The sequence below is a fragment of the Filifactor villosus genome (genome assembly GCF_042652965.1).
Taxonomy (GTDB): domain Bacteria; phylum Bacillota; class Clostridia; order Peptostreptococcales; family Filifactoraceae; genus Filifactor; species Filifactor villosus.
In genome coordinates this window covers 19,553-33,560 of sequence record NZ_JBHSHL010000051.1, presented here as the reverse complement: position 1 = coordinate 33,560, position 14,008 = coordinate 19,553, and the positions used below count along the sequence as shown (strand labels likewise).

General features: G+C 39.5%; 11 protein-coding genes, 1 other RNA gene and 1 other annotated feature (1 of these 13 only partly in view). Of the genes, 1 reads left to right on the top strand and 11 read right to left on the bottom strand.

Annotated elements, in window-relative coordinates:
- Positions 1–160 (bottom strand) — a binding site (T-box leader) (it extends 79 nt beyond the left edge of the window).
- A gap of 300 nt (positions 161–460) precedes the next feature.
- From ACFO4R_RS10395 to ACFO4R_RS10360, 8 genes are all read right to left on the bottom strand, one after another.
- Positions 461–1,621 carry a DUF5305 family protein gene (locus tag ACFO4R_RS10395; RefSeq protein ID WP_379789044.1) on the bottom strand — a complete coding sequence of 387 codons (1,161 nt, stop codon included), beginning with the start codon at positions 1,619–1,621 and terminating at the stop codon, positions 461–463.
- Positions 1,596–2,849: a signal peptidase I gene (locus ACFO4R_RS10390; protein ID WP_379789043.1), complete on the bottom strand. Its 1,254-nt coding sequence runs from the start codon at positions 2,847–2,849 to the stop codon at positions 1,596–1,598. The genes ACFO4R_RS10395 and ACFO4R_RS10390 overlap by 26 nt, the downstream gene beginning before the upstream one ends.
- Positions 2,818–3,213: a hypothetical protein gene (locus ACFO4R_RS10385; protein WP_379789042.1), complete on the bottom strand. Its 396-nt coding sequence runs from the start codon at positions 3,211–3,213 to the stop codon at positions 2,818–2,820. The genes ACFO4R_RS10390 and ACFO4R_RS10385 overlap by 32 nt, the downstream gene beginning before the upstream one ends.
- A 20-nt stretch (positions 3,214–3,233) precedes the next feature.
- Positions 3,234–4,010, bottom strand: a complete 777-nt coding sequence (locus tag ACFO4R_RS10380) for a hypothetical protein (protein ID WP_379789041.1) — start codon at positions 4,008–4,010, stop codon at positions 3,234–3,236.
- Positions 4,011–4,079: 69 nt separating this feature from the next.
- A complete protein-coding gene (locus ACFO4R_RS10375) occupies positions 4,080–4,745 on the bottom strand; it encodes a response regulator (RefSeq protein WP_379789040.1) in 666 nt (221 codons plus the stop codon).
- 15 nt (positions 4,746–4,760) lie between these two features.
- Positions 4,761–6,365, bottom strand: coding sequence for a histidine kinase (locus ACFO4R_RS10370; RefSeq protein WP_379789039.1), 1,605 nt, complete (start codon positions 6,363–6,365; stop codon positions 4,761–4,763).
- Positions 6,366–8,408: 2,043 nt separating this feature from the next.
- Positions 8,409–8,761, bottom strand: a transfer-messenger RNA (tmRNA) gene (gene ssrA, locus ACFO4R_RS10365).
- Between the two features lie 737 nt (positions 8,762–9,498).
- A complete protein-coding gene (locus tag ACFO4R_RS10360; protein WP_379789038.1) occupies positions 9,499–10,281 on the bottom strand; it encodes a TraX family protein in 783 nt (260 codons plus the stop codon).
- A 1,102-nt stretch (positions 10,282–11,383) separates the two neighbouring features.
- On the opposite strand from ACFO4R_RS10360, the gene ACFO4R_RS10355 reads away from it, so the two are divergent.
- Complete coding sequence (locus tag ACFO4R_RS10355) at positions 11,384–12,496, top strand: glycosyltransferase (RefSeq protein WP_379789037.1); 1,113 nt, start codon at positions 11,384–11,386, stop codon at positions 12,494–12,496.
- A 457-nt stretch (positions 12,497–12,953) separates the two neighbouring features.
- On the opposite strand, the gene ACFO4R_RS10350 is transcribed toward ACFO4R_RS10355, so the two are convergent.
- From ACFO4R_RS10350 to ACFO4R_RS10340, 3 genes are all read right to left on the bottom strand, one after another.
- A complete protein-coding gene (locus tag ACFO4R_RS10350; protein ID WP_379789036.1) occupies positions 12,954–13,304 on the bottom strand; it encodes a DNA adenine methylase in 351 nt (116 codons plus the stop codon).
- Between the two features lie 95 nt (positions 13,305–13,399).
- Positions 13,400–13,597, bottom strand: coding sequence for a hypothetical protein (locus ACFO4R_RS10345; RefSeq protein WP_379789035.1), 198 nt, complete (start codon positions 13,595–13,597; stop codon positions 13,400–13,402).
- An 81-nt stretch (positions 13,598–13,678) separates the two neighbouring features.
- Positions 13,679–13,990, bottom strand: a complete 312-nt coding sequence (locus ACFO4R_RS10340; protein WP_379789034.1) for a hypothetical protein — start codon at positions 13,988–13,990, stop codon at positions 13,679–13,681.
- Positions 13,991–14,008: the final 18 nt, after the last annotated feature.

Below are 14,008 nucleotides of genomic sequence, written 5' to 3'. Positions count from 1 at the left end.
CGTCATACCGTCGTGCTGTAACGGGCACTTCCCGTTGCAGTCTAACTATCGACTGCACTGCTCCAAGACCATATTCGTCTGCCGTCCTATGAGTCGCTTTCACCTAACCGACCTCTCTGTACATATTCCTGCAAAGTACTCTTCTCTTCTCAGCATTTCTTATTGAACTTGTAGACAAGTATATCACATTTTTTCTGCTTGTCAACCGTTATTTTTAAATATTTTAAAATTTTTCGGATGCTGGAGTTCTCCTTAAGAAAGGAAACACCGTACATTTTTAATTGTTTTGCGGAGTATGATAAGCCTATGAACTACACATGTCCAAAATTTTTATTTTTTGTACAAAAGCTGACCTATACTTTTTTGTAAATTATGCAATCTCTCCTTAAGACAAGAAACTTTCATCAAAAGACAAAATTTCTTGCTTTCAGCAATTGCCGCTCAGCTTCTACAGAAGTTCTTAAATACTCGTATCTCTCTCGTTAAACTTAAGCATATAAATATACTCTTTCCCCAAAACGCAGAAAATCCCATCCTTCGGGAGTTCGTTCTCTCCCAAACAATAGAGTACCGGCTCCCTTACCTCTTCGGCAAGTTCCACCATGCTTCGCATATTTTTGATCGACAACACCTTTCGATCTCCTGTCTCGGGTAACTCTTCCAGACAAACCATCCGGCTTCCATACTTTCTCATAACTTTCAACAGATTGACCTTCCAAAGTTCATCCGCCCGTAAATCTCTTGTAAAAACGGCTATGACAACTAAAAGTACAAGGCCCGCCAAAACGAGAAGCAAAAACAAGATATATTCCGACAAGGCAGGCACAGAACTTACGGTAGAGGTCTCCGTGATCTCTCCGTTTTCCGCCAGAGGTTCCGGTTTCTTTATTTCATAGAACTGCTCTCCCTCCACCGGAATGGGAATTTTATAAGAGATCTTTTTTTCCTGATCCGCTATGAGAAAAGTTCCATCCAAAATAACGTAGAGACCTCTCGAAGTTCTACCTCCAAGAACAGCTTCCGCCTCTTCTGCAAACTTCACATGAGCAGAAGGGGTGATACGAATGACTTCCTCAAATGACACATGGTTGGTCGTGCTTTCTTCCACCGTTACTTTTTTCAAAGAATAACGTCTTTCATAAATCGTTTTCTTCTCTTCCGAACGCATCTGGAAGCCTTCCAACAATGCACTGATCTCATACTCTCCGGATATTTTCTGTTCCTTTGTGAGGATTCCTTCGAGATTCAATTTGATCTCCAAAAAGTCCGTCAACCGATCCGGATACAACATTCCCTCTTCCATCCACTCATTTGAAAATAAGGAATTGGGCTTTAGATGGACCCTGTGAGTGGAATCCGCCGTTATCTTATAAGTAGCAAGATTTACCTGCTGTTCCTGCTCCCTCGGGAGGGCAAACCTTAACAAACCGATACCGCCTATGACCAGGAGCACTATGCCGAGCAGAAGAGAAATACGCCTTTTTTTTCTTTGAATCCCAAACTTCTTCATTTCTCTGCGAGGTTTGTCAGCATGATCTTTCTTTTGTTTCCGATCTGTTCCCTGCCCCATATCGACATCCTGAGTTTGTGAATTCTCACTTCCCATTATTTCCTTCTTCATAGTCAATAACTCCTTCCGGTACCGCCTCTCCACTTTTAGCCAGCAGGATAGGTATTCCTATCTTCGGCACTACCTGTACTACAATCCCCTTAACATCATTAGGCATTACAATCTCTTCATCCCTGCTTTTATTGTTGTCTCCCTTGGTGACGAACGATATATTCCCCGCCTCGTCTTTCAAAACTTTTTCTATCCTATGTGTGATTGTAATCTTCCCCCGTTGAAAATTGATGACATCTCCCTCTTTTAGAGAGCTGACATCTTCTTCTTTCAACATTTTTTGGATCAGGATCACATCTCCCGGATAGATCATAGGCTCCATACTTCCGGTCAATACGGTGGACGGATATACGTGGAACACGCCCACACTAAACCACGAAAACAAGATGGATAAGGTCAAAAGAGCTATATAACCGAAATCTCCCTTGGGATCCTCCTGTCTTTTTTCTTCTTTCTCAATAGCAGAACGTTCTGCAAGATAGGTCCCGAAAAATATCGGAAACATGATTCCGATTGCTCCTGTAGCGATCCAAGGAATCTCCGGTAAAAACGGAAAACATTTTTCAAACAGTTGTACTACACCGAAATAATAGATGGATGCCCTGCTTCCTCCATAAAATACAAGCACCGACATCAAATAATTCATTGCAAATACCACCAAAACATCACATAGTAAGTACATTACAACGTCTTCTGTACTATTGAGTTTTTGTATCTTTCCCAGGTGGATCTCCGTCAATGCCATCACTATGGTGAACACAACAATACCGAGCTTCCTATACCGCATTACACGCCATATCGTTCCGATCCCATAGGCCCTTATTTTTTCTCTTGCGAGCAGGGCGGGAATGATGATCATAAGATTGATAAAGATCCCTTTTGGCGATATATCATAGGGGGTTGCTTTCAACTGTTTTAAGATCACTCCGATAATAAAGTTGATCGCAATGTAGACTCCCGCTCCCATAATTGCATAACCGCGAATCGAATCCCTTATCGTCTCTCTTCCCGGTATATGAACACTTGGAACTATGGTCGACATCAAAAACAGTACAACCCCCCAGTAAAACAATGATATATAGAAGACATTATTCAGTTTGACCCTCCATTGAGGAATCGCAGACACTGACAGCAACACAAGAAAGAGAATAAAAAACTTTTTGTAGTTGCTGTCTTTATTTATGTCGGCCGGACTTTTATGAACCCACCTCTTCAGAGACTGCATCATTATTGATCTCCCCCTGCTCCGTCTCCACTTGTTCTTCTATAATCGGTTCGTTTTGAACATCCTGAACCGGTGCTGTCTCTTCAGCCGACTGCAACAAATCTTTGTTTTCAACCTCCGGAGTTTGCAGATCGGGTTGGGTCTGCTCCGTTGAAGTGTCTCCTTCAATCACCCCCGGATTTTCTTCCAACGGCAAAATCGGATTCAAATTATTGAGTTGTTCATCTTCTTCCACCAGGATTTCGGTCGGATAGATAAACATGGCGGTAAGATCCACATCCAATTTATCGGTCCAGAACGCATATACCTTCGTAATCGGCATTGCGATCAATACCGTTGCAACGAAAAAAGCTATACTTCGTTTCATCTTAAGTTCCTCCTTAATCCCTACTCCTCGTTAGAAAACGCCTGAGCCTCGCTCTGTTCTAAATAAAACGGGAGTTCACATGTGTATGAAACTACAATCCCGTCTTGCTGAAACTCCGCTCTTTCCTCGTCGGTCAAGGTGGTCATCCTCTGTAATTCGGATTGCTTAAATGTAAGTGTCTGAGGCAAGTCTTCTAAGCTTTGAATACTTTCATTTCGAAGCTTCAACAAAATAGTCCCTATTGAGGCACCTTTTTCTGCTCCGTATTCAGGACTGACTGTACGGTACAGATCAAATTTCAAGTCCTGTGTAAAAATTGCTTCCAACACATCCGTTGAATAAAGCTCGGAGTTGGAAAGCACCATTGCCTTATCATACTTCATCTCGACAAGTTCTCCTTCTTTGCTGAGATCTATCTCAGCATTGGCGAAAAATTTGACCGTACTTTCCGGGGAAGGAATCAAAGGGAAGTCGATCCTTATAAGATCCCCTTGCACAAGCTCTGTCAGAGGTAGTCCCGTCTTGAAAGACACCCTCATCTTTTTACCCTGTTCCTCCATGAGAAAGTCCGCATTTAACTTTACTTTTTCTCTCCCGTCAACATCCACCAAAGATGCTCGGTACTTTTCTTGAACAAAGTCTCTAAAGAGAACGTCCATGCTTCCTGTATTGATCTTGGCATCTATACTCAAACCAGAATTCCACGTTGCATAACTGGCACCTACCGTTACCATTCCCGCCATCAATACCGAAATGATCAAGAACTTCTTTGCCCTTGTCCTTCTCACTTTTCTCATAATTTTTAACCTCCCGTTGCTCTATCCTTAGCAAGAAATCAATTTTTTGTTCAAATCAAAACTGTTCTGTTATCCCGAAAACTCTCTGATCGCTTCCTCTCCAAACTTAACCATCAATTCCAACTTCTCACTGTTTCTGCTTGAAAAAAGTCCGGCTTCCATTCTGTTTTCAAGTCCGAGTTTCCCCAAAAGGTTTGAGATGTGCTTTTTGACAGTTCCCTCGGAAACAAAGAGTTCTTCTCCTATTTTTGCATTGGAATAGCCCTGGTTTAGAAAAAACAAGACTTCCAACTCTCTTTTGGTGAGAGTTTCCAACAACTTTTCCTCTTCACTTACCTGACCCATTTGAGCAATCAGATCGGAAGAATAAAACTTTCCGCCCCGCTCTATCACTTTAAGACTATAGACGATGTCATCAATAAAAGCATCTTTCAAAAGATAGGCGTCAACTCCCAACGATCTCGCATGTAAAAAGTCACTCTCACTGGAAGATGATGTAATCATAAACACCTTTGTTCCGTTTCTCTTCGGTTGCAACCATTCCAGAAAATCAAAGCCGCTTTCCTGACCCAAGTTGATATCCACAAACACCATATCGGGTTTTTGTGACTCCATTATACCCATCGCCTCTCTCACTGTACCCGCTTGGACGATATCTTCTTCAGGTTTATACATTTTGATGATTGCTTCCAGACCTTGTCTTGCAATAGGGTGATCGTCTAAAACCATTATCATATCTTCTTCATCCTCCTATCTGGGTAAAACCAATTCGACCTTCATACCCATTTCACTTTGAGTATCGAGCACCAATCTTCCCTTCAAGAGCTCCGCTATATTCTTCATATTCTTTAAACCGTTGCCTTCGTACAACCCTTCCTGCTTTTTGACAAAGCCCCCTCCGTTATCCTCGACCTTGAGAACGATCTGCTCGGGAAACAACTTGAGTATGATATTGACCATGGTGGCATTCCCATGACGAATCGCATTGTTCACCGCTTCACAGGAGATACGGTACACAGCAATTTTTTGAGCCGGAGACATATAGTCCGAATTTGCGTCGATATCCATTTCAATTTTTGTATTGCTTAACCTCTCCGCCTCTTCCATATATAACTTCATCGTTCCCGTAAAGGTATGGAAGGTATCCTTGAACCTTCTTCCGTATATACTCTCTCTAAGCTCCGTCATCGTAAGCTCGATCGAACGTTTGAGCATAACAATGTGTTCTTTAAACTCATCGTCTTCCTTACTGTTCGCCTTGTTCTCCATCACCTTGAGACTGCATACCACCCCGAACAGCTTTTGGATCACGGTGTCATGAATCTCGTTTGCAATACGATTTTGCTCTTCCATTGTAATAAAGCGTTCCAACTGGGCATGGATATCAAGATTGGTAAAAATAACATTGATCAGCTGCCAGTAGAAATCTTCCTTCTCTCGTTGCATATCTTCAACACGTCGAATAAAAAGTCCCTTCAACGAGGTATCTTCTCCGATGATCCTAACTCTATAATGACATCCTTCCGCATGGAGATCAAACTCGTTATCTCCGTCGTTTCTGACGGAATTGATCTTATCTTCGCCGATTCCTTTGAGCAGCTCTTCAACGACCTCCTGCGAAAAACCGAGGTGTTCTATTTTTTGAGGATAAGACAGACCGTCCAACTTAACCAACATACAACCCCCGGGTGCAATAGCCCGCTTGAGTAACTGGAGCAATTCCTTTATGATCTTTTCAGGGTTTGTCATCGCAAAGAGATTAAAGGTTTCATAAACCCCTGTGAGTTTCAAGAATGCAGCTTCACTCTTCTCCTTTTCTTCCTCCAACTTTTCATTGAGAGCGAGCAATTCCGTCTTCTGCTCATTGATACGTCCTATATAGAAACGAAGAACGTAAAACCCGCCTATCACTATAATGATTCCCAGTGCAACATTGAGTTCCTGATAGGTAAGACCGCTTTCTATCTTACCCGCAATCACAGTAAAGAAACACCAGGCCGAGGCCAAAATCGTCACTCCGATGTACTTTTCCAAGGTAATCATCAGCAAAATACAGTTCATCTGATACCATAGGTAGGGACTGGAAAAACCTCCGCTTACCATCGTAAAAACCCCGTAAGCAAAGACTTCCAAAGCAAACATAACTCTAAGCCAAGGCTCGCGATTTCCGATTTTTTTGTAGAGCCAGGAGCTCAGGAAACACGATGCGGCCATCCCCATCACAACTATCTGATACCCTGTCCTATCCTTATAATACACCGACATTGCAACATACACTATCGTTGAAAAAAACAATGTCACTATTCGATAGGCAATACACAGGTCTATATATTCAGGCCAATCTTTTTCCTCCATGGAAAACACCTCTTTTTGCGAATAATTTCTTCAGTTCACCTGAACCGAAATTCTGAAACTTGTTGATAAACCCTTACAATACAAGTCTTCCTCAAACGTTAAAAGCGGTGTTCTCTAGTATGAGCTGAACCCATTTCGATATACCACAACAAGATAAAAAGCAAGGTGTTTTCGATAGACGAAAAACTTCAAATATCGTTAAATTTTTTTAAATCGGCAAATCTTCCGATGTGCTTACTGTTTAATAATGATGTCTGTCACAAATCCTGTACATCACGCCTTGGCCGTGACCCTAAAACCGAGATCGCCACACCTCACAGTCTGAATATTCTTAAATTCCGTTTAAGAAATACAAACCTATTCATTCTTATTTTTATTTTAATCAAATAAAAAAATTTTGTCTATTACCCAAAAGTATTACTTTTTTTACCCATTAGGGGTATATGGTAGTGGAACTATTGGTATCAAAGGGATATATTTTTCTGTTTCATTTATGTTTTTTTGTACCTTTTTAATTTTTTACACTTTTTCTATATTTATTGCGAGATGAATCAAACAAGCCCAAACACAAAGTTGTCCGAAAAGTTCCAAGCTCATCTTTCAGAGGTGTATCCGTACCTTGTTTGTCCTGTTTGTTTAAATACTGTAGGCTGCTGCGCTCGCCGACCGATTTCGTCACCTTCGTCCTCCGATCGAGTGAAAACCTACAACTGTCCATATCGATCCTCATATAAGGTCTCATACTATTCTTCCTTTAAATTATGGATATAAACGATGTGTAACTCATAGAAGATAAAACAGATTTTCATGTTCCAAAAACACATATATCCACACTTCTATCGGAAAATAGTATCAAACGACATAAATATTAAAAAAGACCGAAAAATATATCGTAATCCCCCATGCCTGCCGAAACTCGATAAAAGCAAAGCAACCCTCCACAAATATGAAACATCTTCTCCTCATTGACGAAGTATGACCCGCTGATGAAACACGGGCAGACAATTTAGGAAGTAACACATAATCCGAAAACATGGAGCGAAACCGGTTTCATGCAAAAACAAAATACTCGAAAACATTCCTTTCACAAGATTTCTGTACGGTATAAAGCAAAAACGAAAGAAGATACCCCTTTATGCGTTTCACCTTCATATGATAAACACCCACAGAGACAAACTTTTGATTTTTCTTCGATTTTATAAAATATAAAAGTTTGTCATATCAACACTTTCAAAAGTCTCGTCCTTCGTATGAAATTGATTTCAGAATGTTTGTTAAATTTCGTGGTATTTTCTTATTAGTTATTATTCATTCAAATCGTTGAAATCCGCGATTGATCCTCCACTTTTTCACTGCTTGAAAAAATAAAAAACTTTTGAAATAATTCGTCTCAAGAATCTTGCATGTCTGTGCGAAAGAGGTTTTATACTGTTTTTTTCGAACTGGGAGACATTTTCCTGAATCCGTTTCTTCCAAAAGAAAAACGATCGCAAATCATCAAATATCGGATGCACACAACTTAAACGTATAAAATTTTTGCAATTCAAACTCTTCTTGCTATTCAGAATAAACTCGGATTGATGTTTTAAGAATACCCCGTTGGAGGGATATATCGATAAAATACTTCTTGAAGGCGTTGTTACAAACACAGATCCGCCTTGTAAATATTTATTATTTTAAGATAAAACAAAGATGTGAGTGGATAATTCAAAAAATATTGATCCTTCAAGCCATAAGATAAAGATGTTGTCGGAGCTTTGGGGAGCACCTGTTTTAAATACAGACACGAAACCCATATATAAAATAAGACAAGCAAAAAGGCTGTAGTTAGAACCTTGAGCAACAAAGGAATGCCAACAATTATGACTTACAGTAACGGATTATTCAAAGAACTCGTTCCGAGTTTCAAAACAATTCTCCTTACTAAGTTGCCGGCACTTTTCTTAATTTCTTTCAAGGTTTTAAGACCTATCTTTGCATCATACTGAAAGCTCCTCCACGGAACAAACCGTCCCTCGAATTCCTTAGCTTCATGGCTTACAATGGTGGAGACGATGGGAGTCGAACCCATGTCCGAAATCAATTCAATTCAAGCTTCTACGAGTGTAGTTTTTCGTTTTTTGATTCGTGTTTCAATCGCCCGAAAAACAGGCTAGAGATTCACTACTTCCGAATAGGTCTATACCGCGTCCGGATATCCGCGGTACAGTTCCCTGCATAGTTGATGTTCAGCTCTAATCGGCAGGAGGACTAGAGGGAACAGAAGCCGCAATTAGGCAGCTACTAAGTTATTTTCGTTTGCGTTTATATTTAGCTCCTCAGAGATTAACGTGATAGAGGAATTACACGACTCGCAACTCAAACCTTCAAGACCCCGTCGAAACCATTACGTCCCCTTAATACAAATCTTATCGGATCTTCATCCGCCCGACTCGGCACAAAACGATGTTATTGAAACTGCAAACACCTCCGCTCTCAAAACGGGAGCACCAAGATCGATCAGACAAAGTACCGATTTTTCATAAGTATGATAGCATAATTCCTTGTTTTTTTCAACTTTAAACCTATACTTGTTATAAAATTGTAACCATGACTGTTTAATTTGTAGCCGACCTTATATTCCGATCACTGACCGTTCATCCGGAGATTGGGTTGTATGGAGGCAACACACAAAGATAAACAGCTCCGTCTTTACCCTCTTATACTACCACCTTTTATAAAATTGACAATCCAACGTTTTGAATAAGGAAACAGCCCTCAAGGGGACCTTTCGCTTTTTCTTAGATTTTATAAAACGCAAAGGTTGAACATGTCAATATTTTTAAGGAAACACCACACAATTCAAAAAATCATCGTAATATCGCTTCTAAGGGGATGCTGAATTTCTTAAAAGCATTGATTTGACAGAATGTTATTTTTTAAAAATCCATAAGAAAATCAAAATTTTGTCTTTGTGCGGTACCGCCTTAGGAATTTCATCCTTCGTACAAAATTGATTTTATACCATTTTTTGAATTATGCGGTATTACCATAGTATAATCATCCCAATTGTTTTTCGGTAATGATATATTCTATATATCCGGCACTTCAATTGGAGAATCGTATTATCTGCATATCCACCTCTCTGCCCCTTCTACGACAGACTTGTTATGTAACCCAAGATTGCAAGATGTAAAGGATAGATAACGTAGAAGAACCACTTCGAAAACGCCGTTTTTCTCCCTTTTTCTCCCTTATAAAAACACAGCAGAATCAAAGGCAGCACAGCAGCCCATTCGACAACTTCCCACAGCAAAAACTCCTTGTCATAAGGAAGCTGATTTCCGTAAAAAATAAAGCCCGAAACCTCGCCCAGCAACCTCAGCAAACCGCGATCAAACAGGACCCAAATAAAATAACCGAACAATTGAAACCTTCTGTAGCCATAGTAATAATCGAAGATCAGGATAAGAATCACACCTATGATGCCCCAATCGGCAGGCGAACTCAAGGCAACACAGACCACAATCAGAAAAACTCTCAACACGGGATTTTTGACCGTCCTTCGAATATGGATGGCAAGGACCCCCAAAAAGATCGTAAAAATAACATTCATATACAAGAAATTCACATTCGAAAGCTGTCCCGCGCTGTCGAAGTATAGAAACGGAGCATAGCTGATCAGGGCAAACAAAAACAATCTGCCCAAATATTTCTTGACATCCCTCGTATGATGGTAGCCCTCCGCAGCAGCAAAAAACATCACCGGCCCCGTTATCCTGCCGATACAGCGCATCAGCGAGTACAGGGGAAGCGCGGGATCTACCAGAGCAACCGCACTGTGATCGATCAACATCGCTACAACCGCAATATACTTTAATGCATTTAAGGACAAACCTCTTCGCCCTTCTTCTTTTGAACAGATAATCTCGGACATCCTTTGCCTCCTTGTTATACCTGCGATGACAGTTCCAATAACTTTTAGGGAAACACCGCATAATTCAAAAAAATCATCATAACATCACTTTTAAAGGGATGATGAATTTCTTAAAAGCATTGATTTGACAGAATTCTATTTTTTACAAATCCATAAGAAAATCAAAATTTTACCTTTGTGCGGTATTGCCTCAGTATCAGACTTGTAGTTTTTTGCAACACAAAAAATCTTATATCATTTTCCCAAAGTTTTACATTAACTAATTAAATTGTATGATAAAATAACAGGTCTTTCAAGCCCTATTTTTAAAAACACAAGTGACACTACATTACTCAAAAAACTTGTTCCACTTGCAACTTACACGGTATTTTTCTTCCAACGTCCCGATCCTTTCTCAACGCTGTTAACCGTTCATTCCATAAACTGATATCTCCCATTACACATCTTCATCAATTTTTCCCCTTATATCGCTTCTACAGACCCTCCTCGATCAAATAGTACTATGGAAACACCTCACACAAAGTCAAACTCCCGATTTTTCTCTGAGTTTATAAAATACGAAAATTCATCGTATCAATGTTTTCAAAAATTTTATCCTTCGCATAAAACTGATTCTATGCAGATTTTTCGAATTATCTGGTATTTTCCTGTAAAACAATAGCGAACGCAGATTTCTTTTCGTCTCTATACACAGCAACCTTCTTCGATTATAATAAGAAAAAAGAACCAAAGAACCTTATAAACCTTGGCCAACGATCCGTTTCATACTACTATTCCTTTGAATAATGGATATCAACGATTTGCACTCCATAGAAGAGAACTCGAATTTTCGTGGTTGCAAAACAGATATAACCATACTTCTATCGAAGAATAGTATCAATCTTCAAACAGAGCAACAAAAAAGCGAACATGTCTAGTATAGTCGCACGTTGAAATTTATGGTAATTTCGACTTTGATATGAATTCTTTCGGTTTATAACTGAGATAAGAAATAAAGCTAAATATCACTATGTCAGTACAATAGTATGAGATGAATCGCACGAACAAACGGATGGTGTTCATACACAACACTTTCCTCTGACGTCTTCAAGGAGAATTTATTATGAAAAAGATACTTATAACAGCTTCAAGAGCATCACATATCAACAACTTTCATCTGCCTTATCTTGAGTATTTTAAATCCAAAGGACATATGGTCGATGTTGCCGTTGAAGGAGAAGAACCCATCCCTTTTGCTGACCGTATTTTTAACATCACCTTCTACAAAAAAATCTTATCTCTAAAAAATATCGGCAGCATCCTTCAGTTAAAAGCCCTCCTGTCACAGAACAACTATGACCTGATCATCAGTAACTCCACTTTAGCGGGCTTTATCACACGGGTCGCTCTAATGCTGTCTAAAAACAAGCATTCGAAACTCATCCATATTTCACACGGATACCTCTTCTCAAACAACAGCCCCGCTCTCAAAAAATGTATTTACATTTTGGCGGAAAAACTCTGTATTCCCGCAACCGACGTATTACTCACCATGAACCGCGAGGACCTTGAGATAGCCGTCAAATACAAACTGTGTTCCAATGATATCATAAATATCCCGGGGATGGGAATTCATTGTAGCCCTCCCTGCTCCCCGGAAAAGAGAACCCTCATTCGTGAACATTTGGGACTATCGAAAGAAGACATCATCATGATCTATCCCGGGGAATTTTCCGATAGAAAGAACCAGATCTTTTTGATTGAAAACTTCAAAAAAATAAAAATCTATCACCCCTACATCAAACTTATATTAGCCGGGACAGGAACAAAACTCGAATTCTGTAGAGAAAAAATACACTCCGATCATCTCCAAGATGTCATCCTCACTCCGGGGTATATCGTTGATATCAAAGATACCCTATGCGCCTGTGACATCTCTATAAGTTCAAGTAAAAGTGAAGGTCTTCCCTTCAATATCATGGAAGCGATGAGCTTGGGCCTTCCTGTTCTCGCTTCCAACGTAAAAGGCCATTCAGACCTGATCGAAAACGCAGAGAACGGATACCTCTTTGACTTGGATGACGAAGATACTTTGTTTCAAGCTATAAGTAGCGTTATGAAGGATCTGTCCTCCGACAGGATAAAAGATAACAACCTGAAAAAGATACAATCCTATACCATAGAGACTGTTTTCCCTCTTGTCGTAAAAATCTATGAGACTGTACTGCGACCCTAAAAGCGCTATCCGTTTAATATGATTATCCATTTGAAGCATTTACATCGATACCATTTATTCTATAGGCGATAAAATAAAATCTTATGCTTGCAGACTTGGATATAACCACACCTCTATCGGAGAAATAGTATAGACTTTCAGCTCATGTGATCCCTACTCTACGATCATCGAGCATTTTTGATATGTATAGCATCGGTATTCCAAACGGACAATAGTAATACACAAACACGGCAAACCCTCCGCACAAGAAATTCTATTGTCTTTAAAAGCAAAATCCCTGTAGCCGTGCAACATTCTTGGCAAAATTTTTCATTTTAGTTGGCAATGCGATTTTCACAAAAAAAGCGCTCTTTTCTTCTTTATATTATAGTCGATTTTGAGTATAAATAAAGCGAATTTTAGAGCACTTTTCTCATGAAAGATTATGAAAGATTTTTTGAAAGATCCTCTTTCAAAATTAGTAGTTGGTTATGATCAGCTCCTTCACTTTTTTATTGGAAGTTTTTGAAGCGGAATACATCGTTTCTACTTCTTTTATTCTGTAATTATGATATAATTGACGCGAGAGAGGATGGTCATTGATGGCTAGTAGAAACTTACCTTTTGCACGGTGTAAAGTTTCAGCTAACCGGACGTGATCATCTTTGTCATTTACGACTTCCACCGCAGAAGGGTTCTTCGAAAAATAGACCCATGCAGCACCCGCGAACACTTCTACATAACAATCGTGCTCCGGCAGCATTGAAATAATTGTTCCTTTTAATCTCGATTTCCCTCCAAGGCGTGAGATTGGTGGTTTTATTATCATTGTGTCTCCTTTCTTTGAACATATGTTCTTTTTGAGGTTAAAAAAAGAGCAATAAAGAATTCATTACTCTTTACTGCTCTTTTTTTGCTATTTTTTTATGGATTTTCCGGTAGTGGATTCCCATAGCCGTCGCAACTATGGGCATGTTCGCACTCCTCAAGGACATACTCTCTATATACGGCATGATTGACCGTATCATCTATAGTTATCGCTTTTAAAGAAATATCGAGTGCATCCTGGTTGATTAGTAACTGAAGTCTTCCGGATAGTTCACTTTTAGGTTTTTTTGCCATTTGAATTACCTCCATCATTATTTTAAAAAATCGAATTAGCATTTATATCAAACCCCTTTCAAAGCAGTTTAATATCTTTTTTTACAAATCGCCGAGCTCCTCGCTGATGATGTCTTCTTTTTTGTCTTTAAGCGCCTCTGCGAGCGCTTTTTCAAGAACTTTGATTCTTTCTTCTTGTTCTTGATCAGAAGTTTTCGGGATCTCCTTGTACTCAAACTTATATTTTTTCATCTTATTGTCATATACAAGCTCCTTAAAGCAGCCTTCTTTTTCTTCAATTTCAGCGACTTCAATCACTTCATGCAGAATATTTTCGGTTTCCTTCGGTAAGATTTGAGATTGAACTACACTCTTCCCCTTTTCAGACGTCATGCTGGTAATTAAAATCTTCATAGTTTTGTCTCCCTTCGT